The 14096-nt window shown below is 73.4% G+C and carries 13 protein-coding genes and 1 riboswitch; of the genes, 8 read left to right on the top strand and 5 right to left on the bottom strand.

Annotated features, from left to right (window positions below):
* The 3 genes from ACWD6N_RS04835 to ACWD6N_RS04845 all read right to left on the bottom strand — a co-directional run.
* A partial coding sequence (locus ACWD6N_RS04835) for a GNAT family N-acetyltransferase (protein WP_450004517.1) occupies nt 1-438 on the bottom strand: 438 nt, incomplete at its 3' end.
* Between the two features lie 297 nt (nt 439-735).
* Nucleotides 736-2022, bottom strand: a complete 1287-nt coding sequence (gene thrC, locus ACWD6N_RS04840; protein WP_354963541.1) for a threonine synthase — start codon at nt 2020-2022, stop codon at nt 736-738.
* Between the two features lie 10 nt (nt 2023-2032).
* Nucleotides 2033-2168: riboswitch (SAM riboswitch) on the bottom strand.
* A 123-nt stretch (nt 2169-2291) separates the two neighbouring features.
* Nucleotides 2292-3260, bottom strand: a complete 969-nt coding sequence (locus tag ACWD6N_RS04845) for a DMT family transporter (RefSeq protein WP_354963540.1) — start codon at nt 3258-3260, stop codon at nt 2292-2294.
* Between the two features lie 91 nt (nt 3261-3351).
* Between ACWD6N_RS04845 and ACWD6N_RS04850 the strand changes: the two genes are divergently transcribed.
* Together ACWD6N_RS04850 and ACWD6N_RS04855 are read left to right on the top strand one after the other, a co-directional pair.
* The gene (locus tag ACWD6N_RS04850) at nt 3352-3657 is read left to right on the top strand and encodes an ArsR/SmtB family transcription factor (RefSeq protein ID WP_354963539.1); all 306 of its coding nucleotides are present in this window, start codon (nt 3352-3354) and stop codon (nt 3655-3657) included.
* 70 nt (nt 3658-3727) lie between these two features.
* Nucleotides 3728-4405 (top strand): DUF4232 domain-containing protein, encoded by a 678-nt coding sequence (locus ACWD6N_RS04855; RefSeq protein ID WP_354963538.1) that lies wholly within the window; start codon nt 3728-3730, stop codon nt 4403-4405.
* Here the strand turns inward: ACWD6N_RS04855 and ACWD6N_RS04860 are convergent.
* On the bottom strand, nt 4400-5296 hold the full coding sequence (locus ACWD6N_RS04860; RefSeq protein ID WP_354963537.1) for an ABC transporter permease: 897 nt from the start codon (nt 5294-5296) through the stop codon (nt 4400-4402). The genes ACWD6N_RS04855 and ACWD6N_RS04860 overlap by 6 nt on opposite strands.
* The gene (locus ACWD6N_RS04865) at nt 5296-8160 is read right to left on the bottom strand and encodes an alpha/beta fold hydrolase (RefSeq protein WP_387324386.1); all 2865 of its coding nucleotides are present in this window, start codon (nt 8158-8160) and stop codon (nt 5296-5298) included. The genes ACWD6N_RS04860 and ACWD6N_RS04865 overlap by 1 nt, the downstream gene beginning before the upstream one ends.
* A 373-nt stretch (nt 8161-8533) precedes the next feature.
* Here ACWD6N_RS04865 and ACWD6N_RS04870 point away from each other — a divergent pair, with 373 nt between their 5' ends.
* Genes ACWD6N_RS04870 through ACWD6N_RS04895 form a run of 6 tightly spaced genes read left to right on the top strand, consistent with a single transcriptional unit; the run spans nt 8534 to nt 14091 of the window.
* Nucleotides 8534-9727: a hypothetical protein gene (locus tag ACWD6N_RS04870; protein WP_387324384.1), complete on the top strand. Its 1194-nt coding sequence runs from the start codon at nt 8534-8536 to the stop codon at nt 9725-9727.
* The gene (locus ACWD6N_RS04875) at nt 9714-12107 is read left to right on the top strand and encodes a sensor histidine kinase (RefSeq protein WP_387324381.1); all 2394 of its coding nucleotides are present in this window, start codon (nt 9714-9716) and stop codon (nt 12105-12107) included. Before ACWD6N_RS04870 ends, ACWD6N_RS04875 begins: the two co-directional genes overlap by 14 nt.
* The gene (locus ACWD6N_RS04880; protein WP_387324378.1) at nt 12026-12400 is read left to right on the top strand and encodes a hypothetical protein; all 375 of its coding nucleotides are present in this window, start codon (nt 12026-12028) and stop codon (nt 12398-12400) included. Before ACWD6N_RS04875 ends, ACWD6N_RS04880 begins: the two co-directional genes overlap by 82 nt.
* On the top strand, nt 12397-12873 hold the full coding sequence (locus ACWD6N_RS04885) for a roadblock/LC7 domain-containing protein (RefSeq protein WP_354963533.1): 477 nt from the start codon (nt 12397-12399) through the stop codon (nt 12871-12873). The genes ACWD6N_RS04880 and ACWD6N_RS04885 overlap by 4 nt, the downstream gene beginning before the upstream one ends.
* The gene (locus ACWD6N_RS04890; protein ID WP_354963532.1) at nt 12870-13349 is read left to right on the top strand and encodes a DUF742 domain-containing protein; all 480 of its coding nucleotides are present in this window, start codon (nt 12870-12872) and stop codon (nt 13347-13349) included. Before ACWD6N_RS04885 ends, ACWD6N_RS04890 begins: the two co-directional genes overlap by 4 nt.
* Entirely contained in the window at nt 13327-14091 is a 765-nt protein-coding gene (locus ACWD6N_RS04895; RefSeq protein ID WP_387324373.1) for a GTP-binding protein, read from the top strand. The genes ACWD6N_RS04890 and ACWD6N_RS04895 overlap by 23 nt, the downstream gene beginning before the upstream one ends.
* Nucleotides 14092-14096 lie beyond the last annotated feature (5 nt).

Consider the following 14096-nt stretch of genomic DNA (forward strand, 5'->3'; position numbering starts at 1 on the left):
GTTGCCGTCGGCGACCCGGTGTGGCTTGACGACCGATATGGTCCATAAAGAACCGCCGGGCAGCGCGGAGACCGCCATGCCGAGCACCCGCTTGCGACCGCGCTCGCGCAGCAGACGTACGCCGTGCGCCAGCAACTCCCGGCCGACGCCCCGCCGCCGCAGCGCCGGGTCCACCACCACCTCCGCCGTGGCGTTGTCGGTGTTGTCCAGTTGCGGAAGCTCGAGCTGGAGGTATCCGGCCGGCACGCCGTCCAGCCGGGCCAGCGCCCAGAGGGTCTCGGTGCCGGGCATCGGGGTGTGGAAGAACGCGTCGAAGCGCCGCCGGCAGAAGGGCGGGAAGTCCGGCAGGTCGGCGTCGTTGGCCGCCGCGCCGATCCGGAACGCCTCGTCGACCGCGGCCCGGTCGGCGCCGTCGAATGACGCGATGGTGATGTTCATGCCGCCGAGCGTGCACCTCGGAAACGCGATCGGGCCAGCGAATTAATCGCTGGCCCGATCGGACGTGGTCGGGAGGGACACTCGCACAACGCCTCCGGCGTTGGGTCGCAAGAACTTCAAAAGTCTCCGGCGAAATGCCCTCCCGCACGGAGCATCTTGCGCCGTCCGGTTCCTGCCGTCAAGTCCAGAGCGGCGGGTTTTCCACACTCACAGCTAAATGCCAGTTACCCGGCGGATCGGCCCGATCCCCCATCCGGGCGATCCCCCATCCCCGGCACGGGTGGGAACGAACCTGGGTCAGCCCAGGAGGCCGGCGTCTCGGGCGGCGCGGAGGGAGGGCTTGATGTGGTGCGTCGGGCCGACCTGGTTGGCTACCGCGTCGATGGTCTTCAGGCCCTCGCCGGTGTTGAACACGACCGTCTCCGCCGTGGGGTCGAGCCGGCCGGACTCGACCAGCTTGCGCAGCACCGCCACGGTGACCCCGCCCGCGGTCTCGGCGAAGACCCCGGTGGTACGTGCCAACTGTCGGATGCCGGCGCGGATCTCGTCGTCGTCGGCGTACTCCATCCAGCCGTCCGTGCGGCGGACCGCCTCCAGGGCGTAGAGGCCGGCGGCCGGGTCGCCGATGTTGAGCGACTTGGCGATGCCGGTGGGCTTGACCGGGGTGATCGTGTCGGTGTCGGCGTGCAGGGCGGTGGCGATCGGGTTGCAGCCGGCGGACTGGGCGCCGAAGACCTTCCAGCCGCCGGCCGGCGCCTCGACCAGACCGATCTCGACCAGCTCGGAGAACGCCTTGTCAATCTTGGTGAGCAGCTCGCCGCTGGCCATCGGGATGACCACCTGGGCCGGGATCCGCCAACCGAGCTGCTCGGCCACCTCGTACCCGAGTGTCTTGGAGCCCTCGGCGTAGTACGGCCGGACGTTGACGTTGACGAACGCGGTGTCCTCGAACTCGTCGGTCTCCACCAGCTCGCCGCAGAGCCGGTTCACATCGTCGTACGAGCCGTCGATGGCGACCAGGTCACCGCCGTAGACCGCGGTGGTGATGACCTTGCCCTGCTCCAGGTCGCTCGGGATGAAGACCACCGAGGGCACCCCGGCGCGGGCGGCGTGCGCGGCCACCGAGTTGGCCAGGTTACCGGTGGAGGCGCAGGCGAACCGGGTGAAGCCGAGCGCCCGGGCGGCGGTGAGCGCCACCGATACGACCCGGTCCTTGAACGAGTGGGTCGGGTTGGCGCTGTCGTCCTTGACCCAGAGCGGCGCGGTGATGCCCAGTTCGGCGGCGAGGTGCGGGGCCGCTACCAGCGGGGTGAGCCCCGGGTTCAGGGTGACGCGGGTGGACGGGTCCTGACCGGCGGGCAGCAGCGCGGCGTACCGCCAGATGTTGTCCGGGCCGGCCTCGATCCGCTCACGGGTGACCGTGGCCAGGGCTGTGGCGTCGTAGTCGACCTCCAGCGGGCCGAAACACTCGTAGCAGGCGTGCTGGGCGGCGAGCGGGTAGCGGGCCGAACAGGCGCGGCAGACCAGGGCGCGGGCGGGGCTGGCGGAGGTGTCGATGCCGGAGGCGGCGAGCGTCGACGTCATGTCGAGGGTCCTCTCATCTTTCCCCGCATCGCACGGTGCGGCGGGGACGGAATTGGCACCTGCCCCGCGGGGCGCTCAGCGGTGAGCGCGCGGGGTGGTTGCCGGGGCGTCGTCGGGCCGTATCCCTCAGCCCCTCTGGATGAGGTATTCAGTTGTGCCGCCGAGTCTAGGCAATGCGGCGACGGGAGGCTCCCGGCGTCCCGCCAGGTGAGCGATCGGCCGGCGGCGGCCGGGACGACCTGCGCCGTCGATCTGACTCGGCCGGCCGGTTAGCGGGCCACCACCGCGACCGGGTCGACGACCGCCGTCCGGTCGACGACGGCGGTCGCCTGGTCCGCGGGCACCGCGGCGGTGCGGGCGCGGGTCGCCACGTTGGCGGCGACCAGGGCGGCGATGGTGATCGCGGCCCCGACAAGCTCGACCGGCTCGGGCCGGTAGCCGCGGGCGATCTGCACTGCGAAGGTGGTCACCGGGACCAGGTTCATGAAGAGCGCGGCGTTGGCGGTGCCGAGCCGCTGCACGCCGGTGTTCCAGGCCAGCACCGCGACCACGGCGCCCACGATCACGGCGTACGCCAACTGCGGCGCGACCGCCACCAGGTCGGCGGCTCCCGGCGCGTGCTGCCAGCCGATGCCGTCGGCGAGCACGCTCGCGGCGAGCATGGCGGCCGTGCCGGCGAGCGCGGTGAGGGTGGTGTACCGCAGCGGCGACCAGCCGCCGAACCGGCTGGCGCCGTGGGTGTAGATGGCCCAGCCGAACACCGCGCCGATCATCATCAGACCGCCGAGGCCGAACTGACCGAGCCCGGCCAGGCTCCCGCGCGTGATCACCAGGCCGACGCCGAGAAGCGCCACCAGGGAGAGGGCCAGCAGGAGCGGCTTCGGGCGTACGCCGTCGCGGACCCAGCGGACCAGCTGGGTGATGACCGGGGTGGTCGCCACGAAGAGGGCGACCTGCTGCGGTGCGGCGTGTTCGAGCGCCAGGTTGGTGAGCACGTTGAAGCCGGCGAAGCCGACCGCGCCGAGCACCGCCACCTCGACCGCCCGGCCGCCGAGCCGCAGCGCGCCGGCGCCCTCGCGGAGCAGCAGGATGCCGACCAGGATGACAGTGGCCAGCAGGTAGCGGGCGGTGGTCAGGTTGAGCGGATCGACCCAGGTCAGCGCACTGGCCAGGATCGGGAACATCACTCCCCAACTGAGCACGGCGAGTAACGGGTAGGCGGCGGCGCGGGATCGCATCGTCAGCTCCAATGTTCGAGTACTTTCGAACCAACGACACCGACCCTAGGGAGATGTTCGACGATTGTCGAACAACGGTTACACTGGTCACATGGAGCCGCACGAACCCGACCTGGCCGCCGTACCGGTCACCGCCGTGCTGGCCGCACTCGCCGACGACGTGCGGCTACAGATCGTGCGGGCGCTCGCCGAGGGCGGCGAGCGCGCCTGTGGCACGTTCGAGATCGGCGTCTCCAAGGCGACCCGCAGTCACCACCTGAAGGTGCTGCGCGAGGCCGGCCTGACCCGCACCCGCGCCGCCGGCACCAGCCGCTACGTCCGCCTCCGCCGCGACGAACTGGACCGCCTCTACCCCGGCCTACTGGACGCGGTCCTCACCCAGTCCAACCGAGGCTGACGTCCGCGAGAGCTGCCGATAGCGAGGGGCCGGGCGGCGGTGGGAAGCCCACATGGGCAAGGATCGGTGAATGATCTTCCACGACGCTGCGACAGCGCGACGGACCAGCGCGGCGGTCGTCATGGTGCTCGCGCTCGGCGCCTGCGCCCCCGCCGACCATCGCGGCCAGGCCGGGGACGGCCCGAGCCCGCCGCCGGCGGTCACGAACGGCCGGCCGGGCGCGCCCAGCCCGACGGCGAGCGTCGACCCGCTGGCCGGTTGCCCGGAGTCCGGTGTCCGGATCCGGTCGACCGGGTCGGACGCCGCCATGGGGCTGCGCGCCCTCGGCCTGGAGCTGGTCAACTGCGGCGACCGCCCCTACCGGATCAAGGGATACCCGGCGCCGCGGGTACTGGACGAGGACCGCAAGCTGATCATCCTGCGCGTGCTGCCCGGGGCGAAGGGGATCACGTCGGGCTTCGACCAGCCGCCCCGGGAGGTCACCCTGCAGACCGGGGAACGGGCCACCGCCGCGGTGCTCTGGCGCAACCTGGTCACCGATTCGAAGGTGGTGGCCACCAACGGGGAATACCTTCGGGTCGCACCCGCCGCCGGGCAGCCGGCCGAGGACGTCGACCCGGACGGCCCGATCGACGTGGGCAACACCGGCCGGATCGGCGTCAGTGCCTGGAAGAAGGCAGAGCCGTCCACGCCGGTGCCGACGCGGCCCGCCCCACCGCCGGTGAGCCCATCGGACAGCCGGCTATGAGGTGATGTCCTTGCGGGTGAAGCGCCAGAACGCCAGCCCCCAGAACAGCGTCGCGTAGCTGATCGCCGAGATGCAGCCGCGTACCACGTCGTCGGTCTGCACCGGGGTGGAGAGCAGTCCCAGCCAGGCGGTGCTGAAGTGGGTGGGCAGAAAGTCGCGCAGCACGCCGAGGGCGGTGATCTGGTCCAGGATGCTGGACAGGATCCACAGCAGCACCGCGCCGCCCACCGCGCCCAGCGCGGCGTCCGTGGTCACCGACAGCAGGAACGCCAGGCCGGCGACCACCAGCAGGACGACCGCCAGGTAGCCGAGCACGGCCAGCAGCCGGAGCAGCCCCTCGGTCGGCTCCAGCTCGGCGGCGACCGTGCTGCGCAACGGCGACCAGCCGTACCGCAGGGTGCCCGCGGCCAGGGCCGTGCCGGCCAGCAACAGCAGGGCCAGCCCCGAGTACGCGAGCGCGACCACCAGCTTCACGGTGAGCAGCCGGGCCCTGGGCACCGGGATCGCCAGCAGGTAACGCAGGCTGCCCCAGCTCGCCTCGCTGGCCACCGTGTCGCCGCAGAACAGCGCGACGACGACCACGAGCAGGAACGACGCCGACACGAAGATCGAGAACAGGGTGAAGTTGAGCCCGCCGGACGTGGCCAGGTCGACCAGACTGGCGAACTCGTTGTTGCCGTTGTCGTCGTCGCCGCCCGAGTTGAACTGGAAGGCGACCAGGATGATCAGCGGCAGCAGGACCATGAACCCGAGCGCCAGCTGAGTCCGCCGCCGGGACGCCTGCCGGCGGAACTCCGCGCCGAACGGCATCGTCGCCGACGGCCGGTAGCCCCGGGCCGCACCGGCCGGATCGGTGACGCCCATCGGCGTCTCGACGGAAGAGCCAGCCATCACCGGTCACCGCTTCCCCGAGAGTTCTCGCCCACCAGGGCGAGGAACGCGTCCTCCAGGCGGCGCCGGGGCACCACCCGGTCCACCCCGATGCCGGCGCGCACCAACTCGGCCACCACGTCGCTGCGGGCCGTGCCGTTGGTGTCGACCACCAGCTGACCGTCGCTCTCCGGCAGCACCCGGACCCCGTGCAGCCGGTCCAGCACCGCCCGCGCCGCCACCGGGTCGGTGACGTCGAAGAGGACGCTCGGCGACTCGCCCACGATCTCCTCCACCGGCCCGGACGCCACGATCCGGCCCTTGTTCACCACCACCGCGTGCGTACAGGTCTGCTCCACCTCGGCCAGCAGGTGGCTGGAGACCAGCACGGCCCGGCCGTCCGTGGCGTACCGCTGGAGCACCCGGCGCATCTCGGCGATCTGCGGCGGATCGAGCCCGTCGGTCGGCTCGTCCAACACCAGCAGCTCCGGCAGGCCCAGCATGGCCTGCGCGATGGCCAGCCGCTGGCGCATCCCGTGGCTGTAGTTCTTGATCTTCCGGTGCACCGAGTCGCCCAGGCCGGCGATCTCCAGTGCCGCGTCGAAATGCGCGTCCTCCCACGGCCGCCCGGTGGCCCGCCAGTACGCCTTCAGGTTGTCCAGACCCGACAGGTGCGGCAGGAAACCGGGCCCCTCCACCAGCGCGCCGATCCGGGACAGCACCGGCGAGCCGGGCACCAGCCGTCGGCCGAAGACGTAGATCTCCCCGGCGGTCGGCTGGGTCAGCCCCATCAGCACCCGCAGCGTGGTGGTCTTGCCGGCGCCGTTCGGCCCGAGCAGGCCCACCACCTGACCCGGATGGACCTCGAAGTCCACGTTCGACACCGCGACGAAGCCGTCCGCGTACTCCTTGCGCAGCCGGCGCACGGCCAGCGGCGTGCCCGCGTACTCCGGGTGCACGGAGCGGTCCTGCCGGCGGTGCCGGCGGCGGACCACGGCCACGACCACGACGAGGCCGATCGCGATGGCGGCGAGCAGGCCGGCGAGCACCCAGCGCCAGATCGTCGCCGTGGTGGGGATCGGCTCCCCGCTGACCGTGGGCAGGCTGACCGCGCCGTCCGCCGCCACCGTGTAGACGGTGGGCTGGGCCGGCGTGGTGTACGCCTGGTCGGAGCTGGCCACCACCAGCCGCAGCTGGTGACCGGCCTCGACCCGGCGGACGATCCCGGGCAGCGTCACGGTGACCGGGCGGGCGTCCTGCACCCGCTGCGGCAGGCCGGTGAGCCGGACCGGGGCGACCAGCCCGTTCGGCAGGGTGGCCGCGCCGTCCGGGTCGACGTCGTAGAGCTTGACGAAGAGCACCGCCTCGCCGGTCGGTGAGGCGGCCCGCAGGGTGACGGTGGGGGCGCCCGCCACGTCGACCGCATCGGTCAGCGGCGCCGACTCGAAACGGGCGTGCTGGCCGGGCACGTCGCCGGCCACCCCGTCCAGCAGCGAGGCGAGGCCGCCGGCGAACGGCACCGAGGAGATGGCGGCCGGGTTGCCGTTCGGGGGGTTCGCGATCGGCTGGGCCGGGCCGGCGACCGTGACCTCCCGGCGGGCAGTGCCAACCAGGCCCGGGTAGTCGGTGCGGCGGAAGCCGGTCGCGACCAGGCCCCGGTCGAGCGCGTCGAAGCCGGCGATCCGCGACCAGGTGAAGTCGTCGCCGGGCGCGTCGCCCTCGCCCTTGACGTAGTGGTCCAGCCACTGGACGGTCAGGAACTTCACCCGGTCCGAGTCCGAACGGGGGCCCGCACCGCCGTCGTGCCCGCCGGTGAACCAGGCGACCCGTACCGGCGTGCCGGCGGCGGCGATGCCCTTCGCGTTGGCGTCCGCCTCGCCGAGGGGGAAGAGGGTGTCCGCCTCGCCCTGCACCAGCAGGGTGGGCGCCGCGATCCGGTCCAGCACGCCCGCCGGGCTGGACCGGCGCAGCAGGTCCACGGCGGCCTGGTCGGCCCGGCCGGTGGTGGCGATCCGCAGGTACGCGGCGCACACGTCGGCGGCGAACCGGCCGCAGGACGGGTCGGCGGCACCCGCCGGAACGCCACCGGGACCGGTGCCCGGGCCGGCGCCCGGCCCCGGGCTGGGCGGGCCGGCTGACGCGGGTGCTCCCTCGGGCTGGGCGGCGGTCCCTCCGGAGAGCCCGGCCGGGCCGGTGCCCACGTTGCCGCCCCCACCGAAGAAGAGACCGGCCCAGCCCTTCTTGAACACGCCCTCGGTCGGCGCTCCGCCGGTGCTCTCCGGCAGGAACGCCCGGGACAGGTCGTTCCAGGTGATCATGGGGACGATCGCGTCCACCCGGCGGTCCTGGGCGGCCAGCAGCAGCGCCAACCCACCGCCGTACGAGCCGCCAACCACACCGACCTTCGGGTCGCCGGCGCCGTCGGTGCGCACCTCCGGCCGGGCGGCCAGCCAGTCCAGCAGTCGTTGCGCGTCGCGTACCTCGTAGTCCGGGCTGTCCAGGTGGATCTCGCCGCCGCTGCGGCCGAAGCCCCGCGCGGTCCAGGTGAGCACCGCGTAGCCGCGCCCGGCGAACTCCTCCGCGTCGGAGCGCACCGACTCCTTGGTGCCGCCGAACCCGTGCGCCAGCAGCACCGCCGGCACCTTCCGACCGGACGAGGCGTCGGTCGGCAGGTAGAAGGTGGTGTCCAGGTCCACCGGCTGGTCGCCGGCCGGTCCGGAGCGGACCGTGAGCATCGCGCTCTCGGTGCGTACGCCCGATCCCCGCGGCCACACCGCCCAGGTCACGGCAGCCGCCAGGAGCACGACGACCGCTGCTGCGGCGATCGCTCGGCGGCGGGTGGGCAGGGCACGCCGGAACCACGCGGCCGGCGACGGCGATCTCATGCGGCACACGGTACGGGCCGCAGGCTGAGCGTTGGCTGAGATCCGCCGTACGTCCGTCCGGTTGCCCCGATCGGCGATTCGGCTAGATGCGACCGCGCACCGTCGAAGGCTGCGCAGTGAGTTGAGTTCGGATCACGTGAATTCCGATCTTCGGCGGATATCCACCTCGATCCCTTCATGTCACACCCCCGATGGAACACAACGTGCCGGCGACCCGGACGAACGGTGACATCGCTCGAAGTGACGCAAACCTGACTGAGCAGCACCCGGTTCGCCCACGGACGATTCGGCTAGTTTTCCGGTCCGGTGCACGGGACTCGTCGGCGAACCCGACACCGCGCCGATCCCCCGCCCGACGCCGGAGGAGACACACATGACAGTCCCCGCGCCACGGGCCCGTCGACGGCCGTCCATGTGGGGCCGACTGCTGCCGCTGCTGCTCGTCGCGGCGCTGCTGGCGCCGGTGGGTCTGCTCCTCACGCAGACCTGGCGGCAGACCGGTGACAACCGCGACCTGGCCGCCCGGGAACGGCTCGGCGTGCAGTACCTCCGCGCCCTCGCCCCGGTCACCGACGCCCTGGTCGAGGCCCAGTCCGCCGCGGTCAACGGCCGCCCCGCTCCCGGCGAGGCGCTGACCCGCGCGGTCGAGGACGCCGCCGCGGTGGACGCCCGGATCGGCACCGAGCTGCGCAGCCAGGAACGCTGGGCCGGGCTGCGGGCCAAACTGGAGGCGCTGCGCGATCGCAGCCCCACCGACCCCGAGTCCGCCTACACCGCGTACGGCGAGGTCAGCGATCTGCTGCTGGCGCTGCATCGCAAGGTCCGGGAAAGCTCGGGGCTGGTTCGCGACCCGGGTGCCGACTCCTTCTTCCTTCAGGACAGCGCCGGCCAGGAGCTGCCGGAGGCGGTGGTGTTCGCCGGCCGGCTCGCCGACCTGGGCACGCTCGCTCCCCGCCGGCCGGCCGCCGAACAGACCCGCAGCCTGATCGAGCTGACCGGCCTGCGGGTGGCCGCCCTGGCGCCCGCCACCGACCTGGTCGACAACCTGCGCTCCGCGGTGGACAGCTCGGAAAGCACCGACCTCGGCGCGAACGTGCTCACCCCGCTGGACACCTACCAGCGCTCGGTGGAGGCGCTGGCCGCGCACTCCGCCCCGGCCCCCGGCACGGGCGCGGTGCACCCGGCCCGGCTGGCCGCCGCCCGGCTCGACACGCACACGGCCGCCCTCCAGCTCCAGCCGGTCATCCTCAGCGAGCTGGACGCCCTGCTGGTCGAGCGGATCGACGGGCTGGACCGGGACCGCTGGCTGACAACCGGCGCCGGGGTCGCCGCCGTGCTGCTGCTGGGTTGGCTCGCCGCGCTGCTGCTCGCCGCCGGCCGTCGGGCCCGTCGCCGAGCCGCGATGCCCGCAGCGCCCATGGTGAGCCGCGACATCCCGCCATCGGGCGACGCCTGGCAGTCGGCGATCCGCACCGGCCGGCCCGGTGACCCGCGATCGCTGCAACCGGTCGGCGCGACGCGCGACCCGGAATCCGCCCAGTGGGGGCCGTCCGATGCTGCTCGGTAGGCTCCGGATCCGCGGCAAGCTCGCGCTGCTCGTGGTGATCCCCCTGCTCAGCATGGTCGGCCTCGCCGTGCCTGTGGTGCTCGACCGGGTGGCCGCGGCCCAGCGCTCCAGCGACATCGCCGAGCGGGTGCGACTCGCCAGCCGGGTCGGCAGCCTGGTGCAGGACCTCCAGCAGGAACGCATCCTCTCGGTCGGCTTCCTGCTCGGCCGAGTGGAACGCGCCGAACTGGTCCGCAAGACCGCCGACGTGGACGACCGGGTCGCCGACCTGCGGGCCGAAGGGAGCGACGCGCTGACCGACCAGGTCGAGCACGCCCTGTACGGGGTGTCCAGCCTCATCGACCTGCGGACCGCCGTCCTCGCCCGGGCCGCGAACCCGATCCAGGTGATGGACGCGTTCGGCCCGGTCAACCGAGGAATGATCGAGTCGCTGCGGCTGGCGTTCAGCGTGGACACCGACACCCGGCCGGGCCGCCAGGTGCTGGCCCTGGACGGGCTGCTGCGCGCCGACGAGGGGCTGGGCGCGTGCGCCACCCTGATCGTGCTGGTCAAGGCGACCGGCAGCGCGCAGGCCAGCGCCGGGTACGTGGCGTGCATGGCCGCCCTCCAGGTGGACAGCCAGCGCTTCCGCAGTCTGATCACGCCCGAACAGTTGACGGTGGCCCGGCTCAACGACGTGGCCGTGACCGCCCGTACCAGCGCCGACTTCCTGGTCACCAGCGCCCGGGACCCGGCCGGTGCGATCCGCGACGTTCCACTGGACGTGCTCTTCCCGTCCGTCCGCTCGATGATCCGGCTCGGCCAGTTCGTGGAGAAGAAGCTGGTCGCCGACGTACTCGCCGAGGTGACCGCCGAGCAGCGGCGAGCGCTGACCGCCGCGTACCTGGTCGGAGGCGCCGCGGCGCTGATCCTGGCGTTGGTGGTGCTGCTCAGCACGGCCGTCGCCCGTACGGTGGCCCGGCCGTTGACCCGGCTCACCCGCTCCGCCGACCGGGTCGCCCGGGTCGCCGAGGCGGAACTGGTCCGGGTCACCGACGACGAGGCGGAGAGCGCCCAGCCGGTCCGGCTGGATCCGGTGGACATCCGGGCCAACGACGAGATCGGCGACCTGGCCCGCGCCTTCGACCGTGTGCAGAGCACCGCGGCCCGGCTGGTCGAGCGGCAGGTCGCCGGTCGGCGCAACGTGGCGCAGATGTTCGGCCACGTCGGCCGACGTACCCAGAACCTGGTGGGGCGGCAGCTCGCGCTGATCGACCGGCTGGAGCAGCAGGAGGTCGACCCGGGCCGGCTGGAGCACCTGTACCGGCTCGACCACATCTCCAGCCGGCTGCGCCGCAACGCCGGCAGCCTGGTGGTGCTCTCCGGCTCGGCCGGGGCGGACGCGCACACCGCGCCGGTGCCGCTGGCCGACGTGGTGCGGCTGGCGCTCGGCGAGATCGAGGACTACACCCGGGTGGAGGTGCGGGTGCCGGCGGGCATCTCGGCCGCGCCGGCCGTGGTCGGCGACCTCGTTCTGGCGCTGGCCGAGCTGATGGAGAACGCCACCATCTTCTCCCCGCCGCACACGCGGGTGCTGGTGGCCGGTGAGGCGTCCGGGCTCGGTGCCCGGATCACGGTGGTGGACCGCGGCATCGGGATGACCGAGCAGCGGCTGGCCGAGGAGAACGCACGGCTCACCCGGCGGGAGCGCCTCGACCTGACACCGACCGAGGTGCTCGGCCTCTTCGTGGTGGGCCGGTTGGCCCGCCGCCACGGCTGGGCGGTGAGCCTGACCGCCACCGACGGCGGCGGGGTGACCGCCCAACTGGAGATCCCACCGGCGTCGCTGGTGCTCCGCCGCGCCGACCGGGCCGGGGCCACCGTCGCCCGGGCCACCGTGCCGGACCGGGACCGGCGCTCGCCGGCCGCGCTCGGCCACAGCCGGGGCGCACGATCCCTCACGGCCACCGCGGCACCGGCCGGCTTCGACTCGGACGTGCTCAGCCGGGCCACCCGCAGTCTGGAGTCCGGTGCGTCCTGGGACGCGTTCGGCGCCGGGGAACCGGTCGGCACCGGCGCCAACACGACGTCACCCGCACCGGTCGACCTCCCCACCACCGAGTCGGGCCTGCCCCGACGACCGGGGCGTGGGGCGACCGGTGGCGGCCCGGGCATCGCCGCCGCCGGCATCCGCCACCCGGGCCGCACCGTGCCGGCGCCGGCACCGGCACCGGACCATCGGGCACGCCGACCGGCCCGCGGGTCCGGCAGCGGCTGCCCGGGGCCAGCCTGCCCGCCGCCTCCGCGCCGGTCGGCCCGGTGGACGCCACCGGCGCCGACCCGGCCGCCGCCCGCGCGCTCGTCGAGGCGTTCCAGTCCGGCGTACGACGGGCGGAGCTGAATGCCGCCCCCGGCAACGGCCACCCGGGCGTCACGGTCGACCCGCGCACCAGTCCGGGTGGTCCCGCCCCCGCGGTGGCCGACAGCAACGGGGCGACGCCGGGCCGGCCACTGCTGAGCCGGCGGGTGCCCGGGGCGAACGTCACCGCCACCGCGCCCGCCCAACCGGCCAGTCCGCACCTCGGCGACCCGGCCGAGGTCCGCGATCTCATCACCGATTTTGAGGCGGGCGTCGCCCGCGCTCTCCGCGAAGTCAGCCCAGACCGCCGGAACGAAGAAGGATCAGCCCAGTGACCAGCCCCTTCCTGCACGACAACGTCGACCACCAGAGCCAGTCCGGCAACGGCGGGGACCTCAGTCCGGAGGCCCGCACGTTCAACTGGCTGCTGGACTCCTTCACCTCCAGCACGGCCGGGGTGCTGGAGGCGATAGCGGTCTCCTCCGACGGGCTGTTGATGGCCATGTCGGCCATCAAGGACCGGTCCAACGCGGAGCGGTTGGCCGCCGTGGTCTCCGGCATGACCAGCCTCGCCGGCGGGGCGGCCAGCTGGTACGCGCTCGGCGGCCTCAACCGGGTCATCGTCGACATGGCCGACGGTTACCTGCTGATCAGCGCGATCAGCAGTGGATCAGTGCTCGGCGTGGTCGCGGACCGGTCGGCGAACCTGGGCACGGTCGCGTACGAGATGACGCTCTTCGCCGGGCGTGCCGGCGGCGCCCTCACGCCGCGGCTGATCGTCGAGTTGAAGAACGCCGTCCAGCAATGACCCGCGACGTCGCCGGTGAGGACCCGGACCCGGGACCCGGGGCCCGGATCCGTCCCTACCTGCGAGCGGCGCCCCCCACCGACGGCGGCGGGTCCCCGGAACCAGCGCCGGAGGCGGGTGTCGGCTGGCCGGCCGGTCCCCGACCGTTCGTGCTCACCTCCGGACGGGTGGCGGGCGCGGACCCGGCGATCGGGCTGGAGTCGCAGGTGACCCTCCGCCCGGACACCGGCCCGTGGATCACCCCGCCGGCCGTCCCGCTGGCACCGGAGCTCCAGGCGATCATCGCGCTCTGCGCCGAGCCGATCTCGGTGGCCGAACTCTCCGCCCGGACCCGGCTGCACTTCGGCGTGACCCGGGTCCTGGTCGGCGACCTGCGTGCCGCCGGGCACCTGGATGTGCACGTCACCGAAGCCGACCACGCCTTCGACCCCGACCTCATCCTGCGAGTGATTGATGGACTCCGTGCGATCTCCTGAATGGCCGGTCGCCCCGCTCGGGGGACTCGCCGGCAACAGCGCCGCCGCCCGCTACGGCACGTCGCCGGGCATCGGCCCCGCGCTCGGGCGCACCGGCCAGCCACCGGCCGCGCCACCTCCGCCGTACCGGCTGCCGACCAGCACCGGGGCGACGCCACCACCGGCCCACCGTTCGCCGGCCGCACCGCCCGTCCCGGTCAAGATCCTGATTGCCGGCGGGTTCGGGGTGGGCAAGACCACCACGGTCGGGGCGATCTCCGAGATCGCGCCGCTGACCACCGAGGCCGAGATGACCAGCGCCGGGATCGGTGTGGACGACCCGGGCGGCCGGTCGACCAAGACCACCACCACCGTGGCGATGGACTTCGGTTGCGTGACCATCGACCGAAGCCTGAAGCTGTACCTGTTCGGCACTCCGGGGCAGGCCCGGTTCGGCTTCATGTGGGACGACCTCGCCCGGGGCGCGCTCGGCGCGCTGGTGGTGGTCGACAGCGCCCGGCTGGACGACTGCTTCCCGGCGATCGACTTCTTCGAGCGGGCCGGTCTGCCGTTCGTGGTCGGGGTCAACGCCTTCGACGGGCGGCTGGCCCTGGAGCTGGGTGAGATCCGGTGGGCACTGGCCATCGGAGATCATGTACCTCTGGTGCAGTTCGACGCCCGGGATCGGCTCTCGGTGCGGGACGCCCTGCTGGTCGTCCTGGATCGTGCGCTGGACCGGGCCACCCGGGACAGGAGGGCCTGAGCCGA

Source organism: Micromonospora sp. NPDC005163 (assembly GCF_053599835.1).

Bases quoted from the DNA above. Each gene is read 5' to 3' on its own strand.
- thrC (WP_354963541.1), bottom strand. From the start codon at position 2,022: ATGACGTCGACGCTCGCCGCCTCCGGCATCGACACCTCCGCCAGCCCC.
- ACWD6N_RS04845 (WP_354963540.1), bottom strand. From the start codon at position 3,260: ATGCGATCCCGCGCCGCCGCCTACCCGTTACTCGCCGTGCTCAGTTGG.
- ACWD6N_RS04850 (WP_354963539.1), top strand. From the start codon at position 3,352: ATGGAGCCGCACGAACCCGACCTGGCCGCCGTACCGGTCACCGCCGTG.
- ACWD6N_RS04855 (WP_354963538.1), top strand. From the start codon at position 3,728: ATGATCTTCCACGACGCTGCGACAGCGCGACGGACCAGCGCGGCGGTC.
- ACWD6N_RS04860 (WP_354963537.1), bottom strand. From the start codon at position 5,296: ATGGCTGGCTCTTCCGTCGAGACGCCGATGGGCGTCACCGATCCGGCC.
- ACWD6N_RS04865 (WP_387324386.1), bottom strand. From the start codon at position 8,160: ATGAGATCGCCGTCGCCGGCCGCGTGGTTCCGGCGTGCCCTGCCCACC.
- ACWD6N_RS04870 (WP_387324384.1), top strand. From the start codon at position 8,534: ATGACAGTCCCCGCGCCACGGGCCCGTCGACGGCCGTCCATGTGGGGC.
- ACWD6N_RS04875 (WP_387324381.1), top strand. From the start codon at position 9,714: ATGCTGCTCGGTAGGCTCCGGATCCGCGGCAAGCTCGCGCTGCTCGTG.
- ACWD6N_RS04890 (WP_354963532.1), top strand. From the start codon at position 12,870: ATGACCCGCGACGTCGCCGGTGAGGACCCGGACCCGGGACCCGGGGCC.
- ACWD6N_RS04895 (WP_387324373.1), top strand. From the start codon at position 13,327: ATGGACTCCGTGCGATCTCCTGAATGGCCGGTCGCCCCGCTCGGGGGA.